This is a genomic window from Fibrobacter sp. UBA3629, from assembly GCF_002374005.1.
Classification (GTDB): domain Bacteria; phylum Fibrobacterota; class Fibrobacteria; order Fibrobacterales; family Fibrobacteraceae; genus Fibrobacter.
This window is the reverse complement of the sequence record NZ_DFLC01000022.1, coordinates 1212-23918: the sequence shown is the minus strand read 5'-3', so window position 1 is coordinate 23918 and position 22707 is coordinate 1212. Positions and strand designations below refer to the sequence as shown.

Here is a 22707-nt window from a genome sequence, read left to right as displayed (position 1 = left end):
TTACCGATGAGCAACAGTTGCCATGAGCGAGATGGAGTCTCTAGAAGTGATTCTCAAGACAATCTTGTGTTCACCCACGACAGTTGCCACATCAGGAATGTCGAATTCTGCATAGTTCTGCAAATACACCGTCGGGTCAGTCTGCTGACCATCCCAGGTGACAGACAGCTTATGCCTCGTGTTGTCGGAGCAGTTCAACTGCAGGAAAACGTTCGGATGGTAATACTGGTTGCCCTCGTCCCAATCCGTAATCACGATTTCCACAGTCTCGCCGGCAGCAATTTCAACCAAGGTCGAAGTTCCTTCCTGGTCAATCACCACCGTTCCGTCGTCTGGAGCCACAACCGGAGGCGTCGGCGTAGAGGCTTCTCCGCTGCCCTCTTGCCCGTCGTCATCGACAATCACGGGTTTCGGCACCACAAGCTGCGCTGTGCTGTCGGAGCCCTGCGACGTGAGGTTCCTGCCTTCGCCAACATCGATGGTATCCTTGCGGTCGTTTTCGTTCGACACGGAAGTATCGATACCCTGGATGTGGTTCTGGTCGAGCCTGCTCTGGAACTGCCACACGTTCGCGTTGTCGTTGTCGAGGTAGTTCTGGTGCTGCGTCGTGTCGATGGTATGCTGGTCGAGCGCAATCTCGGTATTGGGAGTGAACACGCCCAGCGGGTTGTTGTGTTCGAGCACGAGGTTCGCGCTTCCACCGAGGGCGATATCGTCGCCTTCACCCATCGTAATCGTGTCGGCACCTTCGCCACCCACGGCCACGTCGCGGTCCCTGCCCGTCGTGATCGTATCGTTGGTCGAAATCGAAGTCACCGCATCGTGTTCAATGGCAACAGACTTGGCCTCGATAACGCGATTCTTGAACTTCGAGACATCCGCAACATCGGCATCGTAAGGAACATCCATGTCGAATACGAGTTTCGCGTCGTCGCCATAGACGAGGTCCTTGTCGTGATCGCCGCCGAGGTCCGTTTCGCCGGCATAGCGGCCATCGCCCGATACGACCTGCACCGCCGAAATCATCGGGAGGTTCTTCGGATGCTGACCGGAGCTCGTGTAGATGTTCCTGATGCGGATATCGGCGACATCGCCCGACACGCCGCGGAACACCACGTAGTTGCCCACCAGTTCAAGGCGCGGAGCCGCCGAATCATGGGCCGACTCGTTCAAAGCCATCTGCAGCATGCGTTCGGCTTCGCTCTGCGACGAGCAGGTAGCCTCCTTGTAGTCGCCGTCGAACTTGTGGCCCGTCCAGTCGTTCAGGTAACGGTATTGAGACACGCCATTGTGACCCGTAAACTTCACCTGGTACAGGTAGTTGTACGTATCGGTATCGTTGTTGTCGCCACCGAGGTAGATGTAGAGGTCGTAGGTCGAAGAAACCGTATTATTCGAATTGCTCACGAAGCTGTTCATGTTCTTGAGCTTCAGGACAATCTCTTCGCTCTGCTGTGCCGCAAGGTAGGTGTTGAACAGCTTCGAGTTCGAAGTGTCACCATCCAGTTCATCGTAGTTCTCGATTGTGAAGCTTGCGACGGTCTGGCGCTGCCCGTGGTTCTTGCCGTAAAGCTGAACCTCGACACCCTCCTCGACAGCATACGGATTGCTCGCCGTGGGGTTGTTCGAAAGGCTGTTCATCTTGTTGTTGTACTCGGGAGAGGATTCCTGACCGCGCACAGATTCCGATACAATGACGCCACGGTCGTTGCGGTAGAAGTTGTGCCAGTCGGTATCCACCACGACGCCTGCCGCCTCACCCTGCGCAATCGCGTCCGTAGAATCGGAATGCTCGCGGGTAAAGTTGATGGAGAGCACGTTGATGTCCTCCAGCATCGTGTCGGCGGCCGCAGTCGCCTCGGCATTGATCGTATCCGCCCCGACGCCGCCCACAACGGTATCGTTGCCGTTGCCGGTCTTGATGAGGTCATCGTAAATCGCATCGATGTTCGTGATGGCCACAGATTCCGCAGTCGAGATGGTCGAAGCCGTAGATTCGTCGCTGTCGCGGTCGGTAAGCAGAATCTTCGCGTTGTCGCCGAAGACAACGTCGTTGTCGTGGATGCAGTAGCGTTCGTCACCGAAGGTGGTGATATCGTCGCCGCCGGTACCGCCCACCACGATATCATCGCCGAGGTCGGTACGGATGGTATCGTTACCGCCGAAATCGATATCGGTCGTCGCGGCGACATCCTGCTTGTGGAGCGTGCCCCTGACCTGGATAGCGGCGATGCCCGGGAGATTCTTTCCGTTCTGGGCATTGGGATCCGCCTCCTCGATAACCACGCGGATGCGGTCGGCAGCAACGCCCTCATCGACCATAAACACCACGTAGTTCGCTTCCATCGCGGAAGCGGCCGTTTCGGCAGTCGAGCGTTCGTAGGAACCATGGAAGTTGTGACCAGCATTGTCCTTCACATAGAAGGTCTTGATCGGATCTTCCGAATCGTTTGTATACAGGCTCACCTTGCGAATGCTGTTGTTTGCCGCAGAATGAGAATCCGGGATGTCGAGGTACACCACCACCCTGTAGCTGGTGAAGTACTGGGCAAGGCCGTCCATCTGGACATCGAGTTTATTTTCGCACTGCGCGTTGGGAGCAGTCGTCATCAGGCCCGAATTCATGAGCTTCGCGTTCTTGTCGTACTGCGCATTCCAGAGGCCAAGGTTGTAGGCCTGCAGGTTGATGCGGTTGTCCGTACTCGTGTTGCGATGGCTCTCGATGCCGCCGTAGCTCACGCTCACGCCGCTTGCGCGCACGCGGGTTTCGTCGGCAGACTTTTCGCCCGTCGCATCGAGGTTATCCATGTTCACGACTTCGCGGTCATCGTTGCCGTATGTACCTGCAAGCGAGCCCGAGATGTTGTTCCAGTTGCTGCTGCGGTAATCGTCGCCGTTTTCCTCGTTGTACGCACCGACAAAGTCGCCCGCGTTGAGGCCCGTCTGCGAAGCACCCTGGAAGTTGAAGCTGAGGGTCGCCTCTTCGTAGACATCCGGGACGTTCTGGCGGTCGCCCACCTGTTCGAACGCCTCGTTCGCGTTGCCGCGGAATGTCGCGTAGGCGTTGTCGCCGAACACAACATCCTGCCCGTTGCCCGTCGTGATATCGTCAGAATCGAGACCACCAAAGACAACGTTGTCACCATTGCCAGCGATGATCGTATCGGCTCCGGCCGTTCCGTCTTCGCGGACAACGACTTGCTCGTCCTTGTCAAGCGTTTCGATGTTGCGGCCTTCGTTGGTGACATATATCGCATTGAAGTCGCGATCGACCTTCGCGAAGCCACCATCGCCGAGGATGATGTCGTTGCCGGCTCCCGTGGTGATTTCGTCGGAATCCATACCGCCCATCACGATGTTCTTCCCATCGTTGGTATGGATGACATCATGGCCACCGTCCTGTTCGGACTTGGTCTGCACTGTACGATATGTATCGTAAATATCGTACCTGCCGCCGTCACCCACAACAACGTTGTCATTACCGGCAATATCGATTATATCACCATCGGCACCACCCATAACGACATTCGTGTCGCCAAAGATGTCGATATCATCGTGACCGCCGATATCATCACTCGTGGTTTCGACGTAGCGAAGGCCGGAGTTGATGAACTCATTCACCGTTGCCGCATCAGGCTTCTTGTCGTAATTGGCAATGCCGCCATCACCGAGGACAACGTTTTCGCCACCGTGGATTTCAATATCATCGTCAGCAAATCCGCCCATAGCGACATTGTGGCCACCATAGACCTTTATGTGGTCTTCGCCACCAATGCCATCACTCTGAGTCTGGATATAGGCCGAATCAGAAGCTTCGTTATTGTATTCGCCTCCATCGCCCAGCACGATGTTGTTATCGCTTGTTGCGCCATTCTGCGTACCGATAGTGATGTTATCGCCATCAAAGCCACCCATCACGGCGTTCTGGCCGCCATAGATGTTGATAGTATCGACACCGCCATTTTCATCGTCAGTCGTCTTGACGGACTTGATTGCCTCGTAGACCTTCTTCTCGCTGTTCCATTCACGAACGGCGATGCCACCGTCACCGAGGACAATGTTGTCGGCACCGTAAATATCGATTCCATCGCCCATGGCACCACCCATAACGGTATTCTGGCCGCCATAAATCTTAATGGTATCTTCACCACCATGGATAACGACAGTGTCGTCAACCTCTTCTCGAGACGTTTTGACAGTCACCTCGCCCTTATCTTTGTCGACAACATAGGAGCCGCCATCGCCAAGGACGACGTTTTCATTACCATTCTGATTTTCATTATCATCTTCAGCGTTTTCATTGCCATCACTGGTTTTTCCGTCGCCAATGGTAATCTTATCACCCTTGGCACCACCCATAACGGCATTCTTGCCACCATGGATGTTAATGGTATCGATGCCGCCATTACTATCGTCCGTCGTTTCGACAGACTTGATGGAATCGTAGACCTCATTATCCGCATTCCATTCGCGGATAGATTCGCCACCATCGCCGAGGACAATATTGTCGGCACCATAAATGTCAATATTATCGCCGGCAACGCCACCCATGACTGTATTCTGACCACCATGGATAGTGATTGTATCGACAAAATCAGGTTCTTTATCCTCAGTCACCGACAGATCATGAGTATGAACCTTCACCTCGCCCTTATCTTTGTCGACAACATAGGAGCCGCCATCGCCAAGGACAACATTTTCATCACCATTGATCTTGACTTCTTCGCTGTCGTCCTTGTTTTCTTCGCCAATCGTGATTATATCGGCACCAGCGCCACCCATAACAGTATTCTGGCCGCCATAGATTTCGATAGTGTCCCCAGCGCCGACCGAATCTTCCTCAGTCTTCACGGATTCAACCGCAGCATTGACCATAAAGTTTTCGGTCGTAGCGACACCCGGCGTAAAGTTGGCAACACCACCGTCACCAAGGACAACGTTATCGGTCCCATTTCCCTTGCCGGCTTCGCCGATGGTGATATCGTCATCACCATTTCCGCCCATGACAACGTTATGGCTGCCGACAATACCAATGGTATCTTTCTCACCAATAGAATTATTTGTCGTCTGAACCTTTTCGAGGCTAATCTTGATGTTGTTTTCGCGCCAAGACGTTGCCGAACCTTCGTTATGGAAGTTCACGACACCATTGTCGCCAAGAACAACGTTCTTTTCTCCGGTTACAGAGATATTGTCGCCACCAAAGCCACCGACAACAACACTCATCTGTCCGCCGGCAGTAATTTTATCGACTCCGCCCTCGTTAGGCATTACGGACGCAATAGAAGTCGCCCCACGGGCAATGCCATCGGTCTGCTTTTGGATGAAATTACTATCTCTATCCTTAGGAATAGTTGTGAAAATAACATCACCCGCTTTATGCTCACCGGAGTCTTCCTTATAATAGCCAAGCTCCGTAACGACATTATTGCCATCCATATACTGGATGTTACCCTTGTCACCAAAGGCGATAATACCCTTATCGACATCGATGGTGTCGTTTCCAGCACCGCCCAGAACAACCATACCGTCCTTGGTAATCAAGCTTCCCTTTGCGGTAATCTTATCGTTGCCGCCCTGGGCGTTGATAACCAGCTGACCGTCGTTAGCGTTATAATCCGTAACGGTAATATCATCATCGGTCTCACGATTATCGGTTTTATCGTCGCCGGTATTCACGACCGTGAACGTCTGGAATTCTTTTTCTGTAGTCTGATTAACATGGCCATGAATGGTCTTAGAGATATTGACGGTATCCTTACCTGTACCCAAATTGAATTCGCCAAATTCGAACTCGCTTGCAACAACCTTTTCCTTGAGTTCTGTATGCGTAAACTTGACGGAATCGTCAACGCTTTCCACATTGGCATTTTCAAGAGCGCTGTTGGCATCGACATTCGAATCCTGGTTATTCACGAATATACGATCAACACAGTCGTCTTCGCTTTCAAAGAGGTAGTCCTTCTGCCCAGCGAACATAGCCTTGAATCCGCTCAAGGAAGTTTCAATAGACTTGTTCAACGTGAGAGTATAAGTACCCTCCCCCACAATGGGGTCACCATCAATACGGAACCATTCTGATTCGTTCTTTTCCGAAACAAACTTGACCGTACCACCCTTAGTAGGAGTCTCTCCTTCCTTGATTTCGACAATGACTGTATTGCCAGAAACAGACTTCACGCTAGCCAAACTGTCTAAGTCATAGGTATTTTTCTCATTAAACTTCGAAGCCCAAACAAAGCCGGAATCGCTTTCAATCTTATGATTATAATGGAGAAGTTCCGGATTATCGACACCGGCAATGTCGCTTGTTCCCTTACCATAAGCATCAACAATGCCTTCAACTTGGTTAATACGCTTGTCGCTATTTCCATCGAAAGTAACGATACCGTATTCTTCATCAATGGCATCTGCTTTTGCGAAAACAGTTATTGTATTTGATGCAGACCCTTTCTTAAATTCCAGAACAACGGAAGATTTCGCTATTCCGTCTTTATTATCATAAATCAAGAGTTGAACTTCTTTATTTCCGTCCAACATCTTAGATATAACTTCGGAAGCAGACACCTTAACAAACAACGATTTACCGTCAGGTATATCCTTGTTGTATGTAATATCGAAAGTCATGGAGTTCCAACTCGTATCACGTTCTGTGTTTCCCGTCGGAACATGATGTCCATCCTTCAATTCCGTCTCGAGATACTTTTCAGCAAGCACATACTGATTTTGTTGAGCAGTATCACCAACGCGTTTAATCGTCAAGAAATCGCAGGGTTTGAAGGAATCACCATTTTGGATATTCGTTTCCGCACCAGCAAACGTGCCTGAACCAACAGAAACCTCACCATGCAATGTCGCGAGTTGCTGGTTCGACGTATTGAAGAATACCAGGACATTTCCGTTCAGCTCGTAATAAATATCCTTCTTTTCCTTCGATGCTTTATCTGCGCCACAGTAGACAGTCTCGGTTCCATATTTAACAGAAGACAAACTGGCAACATCATCGTAAGCAAGATGGATTTTCGACCCATCAAGTTTCATTGTATTGGAACGATAATTAACGATAAGAACCTTATCTTTTAGGTCATTTGTATAATTCTTTATGGTCAAAACACCTTTGTCATCTATACTGGTATATTCAATTGTCTTATCGCTATTTTCCAGATAAACATGGATGTTCGACTTATTCGCACCATGCAATTCGACGCCAAATTCGCCCAGAGCAACAGCACTTCCACCAATCGTGTACTCCTCGGTCCTCGTAAGCAATTTCTTCGCTTCGTCATTTTTGGAGACTTTTTTATCATCCTTAACACTCAGCGAGAATGCCGTTGCAGACTTGGAAAGCAGTTTTTTAAGTATTTCGCCTTTATTCGTATAAGTCCAAACGCTGCTCAACGAAATTGACTTGACAACATCTTCTTCGGACAAAGAATCCGAAAGGGCCTTGACATTTATCTTTACCGGTTGCGTATTTTTTCCATCAAAGACAATCTGAACATGATCCGAATATGTTGTGTCAGAATCTTTCTTAATCAGGATTCCCCTGTCACCAGCCTGAAGCATGGACGTGGAAAGCAACGGAATGTTCAAGTCGACCGTAATCGACCCTTCTTTCAGGTTTCCGGAATAGCCGACAAAGAACGAACCAACTCCACCTTCCTGAATGACAAGCCCATTATCAGCAATATATGTTTCAGAAGTAGACACAAACACGGCAGGAGCTGCGCTCGTATCCATCACAACAAATTTCTGCTGATACTTTTTGTCTTCCAAATCAGAATTTACAAAACAGATCTTCTTTTCATCGTCATCCAAATCATCAGAATCAGCCGACAACACTTCATATGTCAAAGTATTGGTCTGACCATCGGTATCGGCATTTCGAAGCGGACGACTATCCAAATCAAGACCACCAACAGACACGGTATCATTGCCATGACCGCCGTTTATCGTAGTCGTCTCACCCGCATTGTTGCTGGCGACATAGAATTCATCGTCACCCGCACCAGCTGCAAAATTCGAGTATTCTACACCGGCAACCTTGATACCACCAGATTCAGAAAGCAAGCCTTCCTTCGTAATAACAACAGTATCGTCACCTTCGGTGCCATAGACATTTACGCTATCTATTCCGGTTCCACCATCAATCGAGCGAGTTCCGTTGACAACGATATCCCCACTCATAGTCTTATAGTTGTATACCGAGAACGCATCGTTGCCACGGCTGCCAGCCATGTTCAAAGAACCGACGTTGCGCAGAGCGGTAAAGGTATCATCACCAACGCCACCATCAATGTTCAACTTAGAACCTTCAGACACACCTTCACTCAGGTATTTTCCATCGGAATTCTGAATAGTTTTGAATCCATCTTCAGAAGCAATGCTCTGTGTACCAGCCTTTCGATCGGAGTTGTAGAGCTGTCCAACCTGGAAGGTATCGTTTCCGGCGCCGCCATCAATATTCGTTACAGCCGCAGTACCATCAACGACAACCTTGTCATCGCCACCGTTCGCATACAAATTAACAACGTCAATACCATTCGTAAAGTTGACGCGTTCGATATTCTTATTGGCATTCGTGCTAGATACGTCACCATCTTCAGGCAACAACGCTACAAAACCAAGAGTCCCAGCTTCGTTCATTCGCATCAACAAGTTGTCTGCATATTCCGTGGCTTCAATAGTGAGCACATCCCTATCGAACTGGCCTTCTCCAGAATCGGTGATGTTCACATAACTGGTTTCGCTTCCGCCCATCAAGTTCACGAAGATTTGGTCGCTGCCACCCTGGCCATCAACGAAATCCAAGCCGGGGCCGGTCTTGATTTTGTCATTTCCGTCAGTCGGCCCACTTTTGGCATCCTTGTAGAATATTCCGCCCAAGCCAAGATTTTCGCCAAAGGTGATCTTTTCTCCATTAAACGCGTCTGAGCCTTTAGTATAACCGCTAGCAACTCCCTTATCGCCATACAGGCTGTCATTACCAGCGCCGCCATCAATGACATCGTCACCTTCACCACCATAGATGATATCATTATCGATACCACCCTGGATGTTGTCGTCACCAGTACCGCCATCGATGACATCGTTACCAATGCCACCTTCAATGACGTCGTTCGCTTCAGCTCCGAAAATCAGGTCATCGCCTTCGCCACCATAGATGTGGTCTATGCCATCTGAATCAGAATCCTCACCACTCAATTTAGCGTCAGTACCATCTTTGAATTTAGCACTATCAAGAGCAAAACTGAATTCCGATTTAGCGACTTCAAAGTTATTTTTGGCAAACTGGTTTGCAATAAGTTCTTTACTGAAGAAATCCTTACTAAATTCGGAATCAACGTTTATCTGTATCAGATTGCCACCATAAACGATATCGTGACCGGAACCGCCATAGATATCATCATCGCCCGAACCGCCAAATATACGATCGTTTCCGCGTTCTCCATGAATTTCATCATCGCCGGCGCCACCGTCAACCCGGTCGTTGCCCGAACCACCAAAGACCGTATCATTGCCTTTGCCGCCAATAATCAAGTCATCGCCACCATCGAGGCTGACATCGCTTCGAGAAGCCCCCCCAACGGTTCCATTATCATAGAGAGCCTTGCCGCCATCACCGAATATCAGGTCGTCACCATCGAGTCCGTCGATTTTGTCGTTACCGGCACCACCGAAAATGACATCATTTCCGGCACCGCCGACAATGACATCGTTACCGGCGGCACCAGCATCTACATAGCCTTCGACATAGAATTTACCATTCTTTTTACCTTCATCCTCATCGGGAGGTACATACCCATCATCGCCATAGATGATATTCATACCACCATTAGCACCAATAATGGTATCATTACCGGCTCCACCAACGATAATTACGGTATAGCCATTCAAGTCGAGTTCGGAAAGGTCGATTACATCGTCACCTTCGCCACCATAAATTTCAAGGTTGAGACCGGCCTTTCCAGTCAACTTGATGTAGTCATCACCGGCATCGCCATTTATTCGATGCCATTTACCCTTTTCTGTACTTACTTTCTTGCCATCGCCCCATTTAACTTCTGCATCCTCCGTCAATTCCGCAATGTATGTTTCATTACCATCTTCGAGAGTGGGATTATCATTGTCAGTCGAAACTCTGTCGCCAGCATTCGGGCCAATATGCGCCACAATATTGCCATTCTCGTCCTTTGAAGCCATCACAGGCGCAAGTTTATGTTCGTAATCGAAACTAAACAAGGTTATGTCGCCCGTAATGTTCCACTTCTTGGTATATAGCCACAAGTCAACATAAGCATAGAGCTTCGCGGTAATCTTGCCGTTTACATCGAATATGCCGAACAGGCCCAATTCGCCAATGATTTGCTTCATTTCGCTGAGGCGAACCTTGCCGTCCTTGTTGGGGTCAAACAGGTTGAAACCGACATTGATGCCCACACCGCCACCGACACCGGCACTCACACCGGCATTGAGTTCGGCGGCGGCTGTCAAGCCGCCATAGAACGAAAGTTCGTTGACATCGACGCCATTTTTGTCCTTATCCATCACGTAGAAGCCATTGACCAGGCGGCCATAGTCCTTGCGGCCACTAGCAATCCACTGACGAATGCCCAACGTGTCGTAACCAAAGCCAAGCTGGATAGAGGCGTTGAACGTCACGCCCAGGCGCGCACCGAGCGGGCCCCAGATGCGCACGAACGTATTCCAGTCAAAGTCAAAGCAAAGCTTGGGCATCGTGTATTCGACAAGGGGAACATCTTCGCCAAGCAGCATCTGGAATATCTTCGACGGATTGTTCCAGATAAAATTCCAGCTGCTTTCTCCCTGAATGTTGAAGCCCTGATTTTTGAGTTCTTTGTCGGCAGCCTCTTTAATACCAGATTGATCAGGAGCGTATTCGTCTACATCTATCGAAGAAAGCGCACTCTCCCCTTTTAAGAATTTCTCAGACAATTCTTCAGAATCGGAACCAGATCCATCCATCAGAACAAAATTACCCAGATTAATCTTAATTCCCTTGCCATTGGAAGTCGAAATCGTCTTAGAAATCAAAATCAAGTCCTTGATGGCATAAATCATACCGTCATCAAACTTGCCCTTGCTGTATTTTTTGGCAAGGTCGAGCGGGGTAATCTTAATTCCCAGGTCATCAAGCACCGGGAACGGAGTCATCAGGAAGTCGATAAGCGGCTCGAGCGGTTCTATGACCGTCTGAATCTTGGAAACGATTGGCCCGAGCACGCCCCCGATAAAGGAACCCATATCGAATTCAAGATTTTTGAAAGCTAGGGAATTGATAGTCGGTTTTTTTACGCCCGACACTTCTTTGAACGCCCAATCAAATTCAAAATCACCCGAAATGTTAGGGAACTTGGGCGTATCGCGGCCGGCATCCTTGCCGACACCGACATCTATACCGGCATAGATATTGACAGACGCTTCAAAGTCAAACTTGGGCACGGCAAAAGCATCGGACACCTTCACCAAGCCGTATTTTTTCGTAAATTTTTTTATCTTATCATCTGGATCATCATCGGTCTTTTCTTTTGTAATCCATTCTTTCACTCCATCCGCATCGAGCGGCTCCGAAGCGCCAAGTCTGGAATCGTATGTCTCCGCCGAAGAATCACTCGGATTATTCAAGTCGACTCCGAAACTTAGTTCAACAGCAGCTTTGTGATTATTACCATCTTTATCTTTTCCCTTTGTCGACAACGTCAAGCCGAGCCCAGCCAACGAGGCGCTTATATCAGCATCTAACTCAGCCGTAGCCTTGACATTGATTTCATTGCCGTCGTTAAAGATAAAGTAGAAACCATTCTGCTTCGAGATACCGAATCCGAATTCCAGCGACCATGAGAGCGAGAGAGCGAGACCGCCATCCGCGGCGAGCGCCAGTCCGGGGAAGCCAAGATCAAAGCCCACCGAGGTCCCGAATTCATACACGCCGCCCAGGTTGAAGTACCATTCCGCCGATTCCTTGGTGCTGCGGTACCACGTCCCCTTTCCGTCGACTTGTTTCCACCCGGTCTTATCTCCGTTCCAACCGAAATAGTAGGAATCGCCTTCGTCTGAACCAACATCATATTCCGGAGTCAGGAAAAAGCCCAATCCAAACAGGTCGTTCATCTTTTTCGCGACCATCTCGGCTGTCAAGCCCGTCGATTCGTAAACAAACTTCGAGAACGGGTCAAGTACCTTGTTCTTCAACACACTCAAGAAGTCGACACCGGTGCTCAAGGCAGAACCCACAACCGGGACAGACTTGATGGAGCTGGCCATACCGCCGTTGATATTGCTTTCGAGCATTTCGAACAGATTGTTCAAGCCAGACACAGCAAGTTTAATCTGGCTGAACCAATCCATGTTGGCGAAATCGGCAAGTTCCAATATCCTTTCGTACACACTCGAGAAGTCAGCAATCAACCGCCCATCGAACTGAGATTTATTGTCTTCGTTCCCAAGCCTCAGGCCAAAATCAAAGCTGTCATAAACTTTATTTGCGTCGGTGAGTTCGCCATCTTTCCAGTCCTCCTTGATAGCACCCATTATTTTTTCGACTTCGTCTTGGGCATTATCGAAAGACGTGCAATTGACTAATTCAACGGCATTATTATTGAATCGGCCCACAAGGACATCGCCCAAAGACATCTCGCATACGGTAATCGGGAGTCGTCCGAAAAGAACAATAGGTAAAGCATAATCAATCTTAACGCCTTTAGGATCATTAATGGAGAAAGAACCAGAATCTTTACCGCTCACAGAACCCAAGAAAGCCACCTTGCCGTGGATAAACGACTGCTGGTCCTTATTCTCGCCAACAGAAATCAAGTTGCTGAGCATGCCTGAGCCGCCACCCGTGACACCCAAATCGAAATTCAGTTTGTCGCCCGAAATTGCAATTTCGGCACCAAATTGAATGGGTTCCGTAAGCACAAGGTCAAATTCCTCGCCAAATACCACCTTTGCAGAAAGCGCAAACCAGAAATCACCAGAGACATCCAAGTCAATGTTTCCCTGGATGCCGGAATCCTCTTTGCCAAAGCTGAACCTATGGCGTACACCGATAGCCTTTACCACATCGAAGTCAAAGAAAACTGCCTGATAATCCTTGTCAAACCTTATATTAAAGAGCTTTTTCCCGTCTGTACGCGAAGAAAGATTGAATTTTTCAAGATAAGTATTCAGCAAATCACCGAACTGCTGGAGGCTTGTAATCTTTTCGGCTCGGAGCGTCGAGATAATGCTGCGCAAATCGTTCGCCACACTTACCAAATCACCAACAGTCTTGTTGATAACCGGAATCTTTTTATCCTTAACTTTATCCGTAACATCATCTATACGTTCAATCAGATTTTCAAGCACTACATAGAGCTTTTCTATCGAGAAATTTTTGAAGCTGTCAAGTATGCTCTTAACGCCATCACCCAGTTCAACATTACTGGCCAACCTATAATTATCTTGTATCAATTTAGAGTCCGAGTGATCTTCGAATTTCGCAAACCCATTGGGTTTTACAACCTCAAGAGTCACCTCAGCCAGTTCTATGTCATAACCAAACAAATCAGCATAAGCTGTTGCAATAAATTCATTTGAACCATCAACAGGCTCCAGCGTCACTGGATTTACTTTATACCCAAATATATTATTCGGATCTATCTCTTCAGCTTTTTCCAAGCCGAATTCTAACTCAAGCCCAACTACACCTTTCGCAATAAGGTCTGCTCCAACAAACTTATACGAAGCCGACGCACTTGCCGCATACTTTGCTGTTTCCCAAGTTTCCTTTTTATCGGCATTATCAAGCGTATCCCCGTCAATCGAAACCGTCGATACAGTAAGAGTTCCAGCCTCAGCATCAACGTTTTCTATTTTATAATAATCGCTACCGACAGCAATATAACCGCCTACAGCGTAAGAAACATCTGCTCTAACATCACCTTCAGCAGATTTAAGCTCAAGAGTAACGGAATTTCCTGATTTACGCACCTCCTCGATTTCGTGCAGGTCGGTTCCCATCGAAACGGTAAGGGTTGCTCCAAGTATAATTTCTTCAAGGCTAATCTTTTTCGACCAGTCAAGATTCTGAAGTGCAGAGCCAACAATACGGTAATCACCCGCATTTTCTTTTGCCTTTTGTCCCGAACTAAAACCAAGCCATTCGAGAGCCTTACTGGAACCAAAGGACGTCAAGGTAAATTCTTGACTTCCAAAAATTTCCAGATGGTCATCTACGATTTCTACAATATAATCAGAAGCAAGTTGAGCATTAATATTCGCAAGAAGTTCTGCAAGCGTCAGCGTTTTAAGATCGCTTGCATTCCAATCTTTCTGGAAATCGACCTTTTTATCGCCTATCTTAAAATCATTCTTATCAGCCTTTATTTCTTCAGTAGTCCCGACTATTTTGACTTCATCATTTACAGAGAATACAATATTCCCGTCAACCACCATGACCGAAGATATTTTGGAAAGAATATCATCGTCTTGCGTACAATTGTCTATCGTATCTTTAATCGCCTTTGCAAGAGACGAAACCGAAGAGCATTGTTCCGTGTTGACATATATTGTTTCAGAATCATCGTTGACATCGGAGAATTTCAATTCCAAGATATGATCGAACCATTCGACAGATGCACCATCAGTGCTCTTTAGCGAAATACACCAGGCATCTCCTTTCTCTTCTTTTTCAAATTTGAGATTAATTGAGTCTATAGTAAATACAAATTCATTGCCTAAGCCATCAGGAACATCTGAATCTACATATTTTTTGTATAGGTCCTTGAATTTTTCTGCCACAGAGTCAACATCATCAGCTGCGTTGTCAAATTCTATAAATACTTTATTTGTACCACTAGCAACGAGCGCCCCATGCTTTCCGATCGAAGGAGTAAGTTCACCGGAGATTCGCATGTAGGTAATCTTTTTACCATATTCAGCGCCATTATCATAAAGGTAATAAAGGATATTGTCGGTATCCAGATTTCCCTGAATTCTTCGAGAATCGCAACCGAAAATAATATTGTCCTCATCAACATCCACCACATACAAGCCATATGTGTTCATGATGGAACGACCCTTATCCACTTCATCAATAGTATTCTGAATAGAAAGATACTCGTTCAATTGATCTTTAAGATTTTTACCCTGAATATATCCATCGCCAAGTTTTTGAAAAAAATCATTCTTAATTTTTACATCTTTCGGACTGTCTTCTCCAGATTTAAGAACATGAATAGTCCATTCATCATCTCTCTGAACCTTGTACATCGTCTGCAGGTTCGTACCGGAGAGCTTCAATTCGGCAAAGGAATCGCCACCGGAGGTCTTTTTATCCAGATTGTCACCCTTTTCAATAACAAATTCTTGTTTTGATGTGATAACAATTTGCCTTGACGACGTGTAAGAGATTTCAAAATCCGTTTCAGATGGTGAATTTTCGTACCAGTCAGACCTTAAAGAACTTAACGAAACCCCTTCTTTTATCTTAACTATTCCAAGTTCCGATCGACCTTCTGTTTCTTTAACATTCGAAGTTAATTTGATGAACAAATCTTCATCAAAGGTTTTTTCTGAGGGAATCTCATAGGTGATGTACCATTCATTTACAGAAATATCCTTTTGAACGCCGTCAACTTCTCTTAAAGCCTTCGTCGGATTTTCCTCGTTATCAAGCTCAAATAGACCTATTTCAGAAAGTTTCGCATCTTTTTCTAATTTCTCGCCAGAGAAATCAATTTTCAAATTAAATGAAATCGTAGCATCGGCTTTTATCGAAACGTACCCATGTGTAGAAATATTTTCCAATTTGTCCTTAAGCACATTGGCCAAGTCAAGCCCGAAGGCCTTTTCGACGCCGAACTTCAAAGCGAAATCAAGCAGAACAATATTGTTTTCGCCCTCTACTGGTTGGAGCGAAACAACATTATCATCTACGCCAAAAACCGTTCTCCAGGATTTATTAAACACCTCAACAAACGTGCTAATGTTACCAAAATTCTTTTGGTACTGGCCTTCCACACATTTCATGAGGCCGAAATCGCAGTTTTCAGAACCATCCCCGTAAACAACCGCTTCAACCTTATCGACAATATCTACGACCTTATCAATAGAGCCGTCAAGGAAGTCGAGCTTGGTCTTACTTTCAACCAGGCTACGCAGAGCAGACTGTAACGAATTCAGCACCACATGGACCTGATTGATCAGCGAGTCTCCTGAAAGAGACATATATTGCTTTATACTATTCGGAAGCGCCCATTCCCTTGAGTCAAAATTGTATGAAAAGTTGTCATCATCCTCATTCGTAATCTTAGGAAGTTCAAACGAATCTCCGGCTTTCAAAGTAAGGGAGCTGTAGCCCAATTTCAGCTCTTTGGGCTTTACGCCATCTCCGATGGAAACGCTAAAATCAACCTTCCCGCCATCAATCTCAACTTCAAAGAGGCCTAAATTCATCGAATCAAGCGAAGTGCTAAAATCCAGGTCTACACGTTCCAAATCGACGTTATTAATGGAAAGTTTTCCATCTTTATCAACTTTAATATTAAGTTTTAAATATACCGTGCATTCCGCACTTAACGACGCAACATCAAAAATACCCAAATTGAAGCCGCCATCGCCAAGCAACTGGAGTTGTTTGGGAGAAATGGCAAACAGCAAGGAATGTTCACCCTTTTCCAGAGCAAGAGATTGGGCGGCAATCGTATTTGCGCCGAGCAAATCAACCAGATTAGTGCCATCCCAATTTTCTGAATACTCTTTTGTCAAAATCTGAATTTTATCCAAAGGCACCAGGCCATTGACATAACCAGAGAACGCATCCTTTATTTTGTTAAAGTCAAGTTTTCCATCGGCGAAAGCATCGTATACACCATATTGCGCAATTTTCCAACATTCATCAAGTTTTTGGACAATTTGCGGTATGCTATAGTCCTGACCAAGCACAGAAAATTTCGGCTGGTTTATGAACGGAATATTAATATTATCTAAGACGCCAAGAATGCCTTCTAACGACAAGATCGATCCAACATCAAATTCATCATTCAGTTCAACCTTGGAAATCTTAACTTCATTAGCAGAAACTGTCAATTTTAAACATTCATCGTCAATTTTAAGCAACCCACCAAGGCTACTGCTTGTTATACCAGGAGCTTTCAGTTCAAATTGTTTAAAATTATAACCAAAATCGACAGATTCTCCATCCATGCTAACGGAAACTTCTATTGCAAAAGCAGCCTCAATTTCGAAATCACCCAAATCAGTTTGCACACATTTAATTTTCGGGCACAATTCGACAGTAAATACACCTCCATCTATATTAATGGGGGTCTCGTACAAATCCTCAGCCAGAAGGTCATAGGAATTTTCCTCGCCAAATTTCAGATTAATTTCCGAGAAGAAATCCCCCAAATTATTTGTACTAACAAAACTTTCAACAATCGTTTTAGCTTTACCAAGATCTAAGGTAAAATTATCATCGGCATAGGCAATCTGGTTGCGAAGAGCAAGAAGAACGTTATTTTTGAAATTATTGACTTTATTTAGAATACCCGAAATCGTGTAAGAGTCATCGCCAATTTTAAATTCATTTCCAAGATACGGAATCGACAAGTTTTCAACAATATTAACTATGCCGCCAAAGAGGTCTTTCGGCGAAAGGATGTTTTCCAAATTGGTAATTTCATCGGGGAAATTCCACTTTCCATCACTATAACTGAATCCAGGTTTATCTGTAGTGTCTTCAGGCTTTTTCTGTTCAAGCAAAGTGACTTGACCGTACATCAGTTTAAGAGAGTCATACTGAAAACGGCATGCATCAATCCCCTGATTTTCACCACCTATACTCGCCTTGAATTCAAAAGACTCTCCTTCGAGTTCAGCAGAAAGTCCACTAGGCAGTGAAATTGTATTCTTATCTTTCTGCTGTTTCAACTCCAACGTCATCTCGTCGAACTTGACACCATTCAAGTTTATCGAGCCGTCATTCTCAACATGAAGGGTCAGCGTCACATCGAACGGGCAACTCATGTTGACCGTGCCCAAATTGACACCTGCAAAACTTACATTTTCAAGACTCTTCTCAGGAGTAAATCTGAACGTAAGTTTGGCACACTGGCTGCTGTCGTCAATGGAGAATTTCAGGACCGTCTCAGCAGTCTCTCCTTCACCAAAAACCGGACAAAGATTATCAGAATCGCCTGCATTAGAGCCCTGTTTTACAATTTCGACGCTTTTAAATATTGATTCACTATCAAGAACATCGCTCAGAGCCCCCTTCAAAGTTTCAATCGTCACATCAATACTTGAAGTCGCCCCAGTAGACAATTTCGCTGCACCTGAGTAAAGAGCCTGCACTATAGCGTTATGAGCGCTTTCCGCATCCGAAACGATAATGCTAGCAAGATCGTCAACTGCTTTTTGTTCTTCTCCTATTTTAAACTCAAGAGGGATGTCTACATTTTCAAGCAAGCTAGTGATAGCAGCCTTGAGCGCAAAATTTCCGCCCAACTCGAATTCCGGGTAGTCCACTTTCCAGCCATCAGTGACGTCATACGAGACCTTCACGGAAGAATCTCCGCTGATTGCAAACGGAAGACCTTGAACAGCACCCCCAATATCTACGCCAAATCCGAGCTTTTCCAATCCAAGTGTATAATCGGCTTTTCCGTCAACAGCTTTGATAGTCACCTTTATGGCAATCTCGGAATCCACACCAAGAGTATTATCCAAAGTGAAGAGAGGAAGTTTTAACTTGTCAAGCGAAGTTTCGTGGAGCGAGAAAACGAAAGTATATTCCTTGCCTGTAAAGGTCGGCAGCACGGCAGACTGCAGTTCACTACCCCATACATTGTATTCCTGCATAGAGCCCGACGGAACAATTTTTATACAGTCGATAATATTCTTAAACTCATCAGCCCCATCTTTTTCAACCAGGCTCGCAAACTTATTTCTCAACGCATCGGCATCGAGCTTGGCAACCTTCGGGTCTCCACTTCCAAGCAAAGAAACAGACGCTTTCAAAGCCTTGGAAACGTTCTCCCACGTATTGGAAACAGAATCTAAGATACCCAAAACGGTTGTCTGAGTTTCTTTTACCTTCAAATCGAGATTCGGGATAGATTTATTATTTGTAAAATTTTTAATAACAGGATCAAGAACGGCACTCAGCGAGATTCCTTCAATTATGGATTCGAAATCGAACTCGCTAGCCAGCCATTCCCCGTCGACATACGAAATTGTTATACTGGCATCAGCAAAGTCTTCTAAAGACAATGTGATATCGAAGCCGGAGAAATCAAACCCATCAAAAGAGACCTTTCCGCTCTGGTCAATATTGAGCTTGATTTTCAAAGCGGCAGAAACATCGGCCTTGGCATTCACATTGAAAGAATCAATGCTAAAGCCATCCATCGCTATATTTTTCTTTGCAAAGCCTAGCGTAAACTCGTTAGAGCCGACATTCAGCGCAATTGACGGCAATTCCGTCGGTTCGCCAATCACCTCCGCAAAGATGTCAACAGCATCGGTTTCGCCCATTTTGAAAGTGACACTATCGAACAATCCGCTCAAATTGGTACCGACGACACTTTCAAAGAGAGCCTTCAAACGAGCGGCATCGATTGCCACTCCTTCAGCAATGTTTTCAGCACCCTGTACAGCCTCATTTACACCACCCGACAGGGCAAGCGAGATTCCCTTCCAGGCGTCGTCAACTTTACCAGCAAAGTCAACAACGGACAAAACATAGTTCTTCGGTTCATTTTCGCCTGGGTTCTTCTTGGCTATAGCAAACTTGTAATTGGCAAGGTATGGAACGTTCCGGACTGCACCCAGCAGGCCCTCCAGCGAAAAAGATTCCTCACTGAACAACGATGTAAAGTTGGTTATCTCGGCGGGCAGCGTCCATTTTTCATTGGCATAGGAGAAAGCCCCCTGCGGCAGACTTGCCAACATTGCGTCGCCAACGTTCAAGTCAAGCTTGTCGTAGGTCAAGCCCGCATCAAATTTATCCACATCAAGACGATTATTTCTATTGACGATGGAAAGTTCCAAGCCGAACGCTCCATTCTTGAAAACCGCACTGATTCCCTCCAGCGAGACGCTCTCGATATCCGTCTTTTGCATATTCACGTTCAAATCTTGCAGGGCGACATTACCGAACGTAATTTTCCCTTCTGCATCCATGTTGAACGTAAACTTCACATTAATCTCGGTGCTTACACCAACACCTTTCAGCGAGAACATACCGAGGTTCAATTTATCGAACGAGCCCGCGATCGGCTTGATCTGCATGACAAGGCTATTTTCGCCCTCAACGAGGGCCTTCGTGTTACCCTCTACATCAAACGCATAACTATCTAAAACATCTCCCCATTCTGCAATATTGGCCGCCACGAACGAATCGATAGACGACTTGAGCTGGGCGAGGTTCATCGACATGTTCTCAATAGAACCATAGATTGCACCGGGAACGAAGCTCCAGAAATCTTCCAGTTCAGAGGCAAATTCCGCTACCGACATTTCCTCTTTTTGTTCACCCGAACCAACAGGAATCTTTATGCTGTTCAGAACAGGCAGTTTCTTGGCTGCAACAGCCTTGAGCACCGTTCCTAAGGAGAAGTCCTTGTTCAGCTTGAACTCGGGAACCTGGACATCGAGTTCCCCGTCTATGGTAGACACCTTCAAGACACCGTCACCAGCCACAAAGAACGGGAGATTTCCAGTTTCTTCCACCTTGAATTCCAGGTCGACATTCTTGGTCACACCTTCGTCGGGCGTGTAACTGAGGCTCAAGTCCGGACTAGGTTCGTCGGCAGATTCGATCTCAGAAACAGAAAGGTTCATGAACTTAGCGCTGGCACCGGGAATATCGACAGAGACTTCGAGTTTTCCCACTTGCGGGGCAGAGATTTCGACATCGACCGCGCTATCAAGAAGAGAACCGCTCCCGTCCTTGTCCAGTTCGACAGAAACAGAAGCCTGGGCAGCTGCAGAGAGATTGGCAGAGCCGTCCACAGACACCTTGCCCCAGGAACCGAGATCGACGCCGAGGTTTTCAAGAGACTTTGTCTCGGAAAGGTCGATACCGACCGTAAGCTTGGAGCCTTCCGCAGAGAACGTGAGTCCCCTGTACGCTTCGCCCTGTTCGCTTTCAAGGAAATCCTTCACGTAGGTATCGACCAGTTCCGAAAGGCTCAGTTTGCTAATAGGGTCAACACCTTCTGCAAGGTTGGCATTCGCCTGCTCGATGGCCGTGTGGGCCATATCCAATGATTGAGCAAGCACATCGTTTACTTTATCCGCAATAGTCGTTTTCAGGGTATCGACGCTTTCGCCAAACAGCGTGGTAAAGGAGCCGGCGTATTCGCCGAGGCCAAGCTTCAAAGCGTCGAAGCCATCGATGGAATCCACCGCGGCAGAGACCTGCTCCCCAATGTTACCGGAAATAGATTCAATCTGCTCCGCATAGTCATTCAAGTGCTCTGCGTCAAATCCAGAATCGGCATCCATCATCAGGCGCGGTTCGAGGGATTCGATCTTGTAATTGTTGCGGGTGAACTTTTTTGCCTTGGAAGCAGATTTCTTGGTGTTCTTGTTGTTGGACTTAACGTTCTTGGACATGATTTTGGCCTTTTTTAGTTAAAACTTTTCGTGTGGAATTCGTGAAAAATTCCGTTTAAGGTAAAACAACTACAGCGCACCTCGGGGTGCGTTGTTATCATTTTCAAAAATTTTGATTATTCTTCTAGCTTAGTACAGCGGACAGAGAATCCAAAAACTTTTTCATCTCCATCACTTGCTTGCGGAGCATGATCCGTTGTCGAAGATATATACCCATTACGCACATACAAATTTTCATCATACTCGTGTTCTTGTGGATAAAACCAATAAATAGTCTGTTTTAACCGTTCAAACCCCCCCTTTTTGGTTCTCTTGCCGGCGCCGGTCAGCGAGAAACCGCTGCTGTTCGTTCCACTGAAACCATATGTGGAGCGCATTCCCTTGACACCATCATCATTCCCTTCAGCATTTATGACAATGACATAGTCGTTAAAATTAAACAGCCTCCAGCCATCAGGGCAGATTCCTTGGTGATTTTCCTGAATAAGGTCGGCACAGCTTTCGGTATTGCAGCGGCTCGGCAACTGCATCATCTCGGCCCACTGGTAAAGGCCACCGAACTCGTCGCACTTGGTGGTATCATTATTGTAGCAGTAGCGTTCAATCTTGGAATCATTGTTCTGGTCGTTTTCGCCAGGCACCATTTCACCGATATTCAAGTTTTCAGCCATCACAGTCACCGAAGCAACCTCACGCACAGTATCTGTACCCGTTATTGTTATATAGTAATAACTACGGCCATTACGCGGATCCGTAAAAGTTTTGTATCTATCCTCACCTATACGCCAAGCACCAGCCAATGTTTGGGAGTGGTCAAACGGCACATACTCGCTGCTGCTCGACACCGACGAAGAACTCGATTTCGCGCTCGATGAAGACTTTGCAGAACTGCTGCTCGATTTTGCAGAACTACTCGAAGCAATGCTGCTACTTGACTTCACCGAGCTGCTACTCGACTTCGCACTTGAACTCGATTTTGCAAAACTGCTACTCGACAGATCCTCGACCGGAGCCGAGGATGACGAACGCACGCTGCTGCTGGACGCCTTTGTCTCGCTGCTGCTGGATAGATCCTCGACCGGA

At 46.7% G+C, this 22707-nt stretch carries 2 protein-coding genes; both read right to left on the bottom strand.

What is annotated here, in order from left to right; all coding sequences use genetic code 11:
• Complete coding sequence (locus B2310_RS07415; protein WP_290730097.1) at positions 1–21624, bottom strand: calcium-binding protein; 21624 nt, start codon at positions 21622–21624, stop codon at positions 1–3.
• Positions 21625–21740: 116 nt separating this feature from the next.
• Positions 21741–22707, bottom strand: a 967-nt coding sequence (locus B2310_RS07410) for an FISUMP domain-containing protein (RefSeq protein ID WP_290730094.1), incomplete at its 5' end; no start/stop codon positions are given.

Coding starts and splice junctions, on each gene's coding strand:
- B2310_RS07415 (WP_290730097.1), bottom strand. CDS start 21,624: ATGTCCAAGAACGTTAAGTCCAACAACAAGAACACCAAGAAATCTGCT.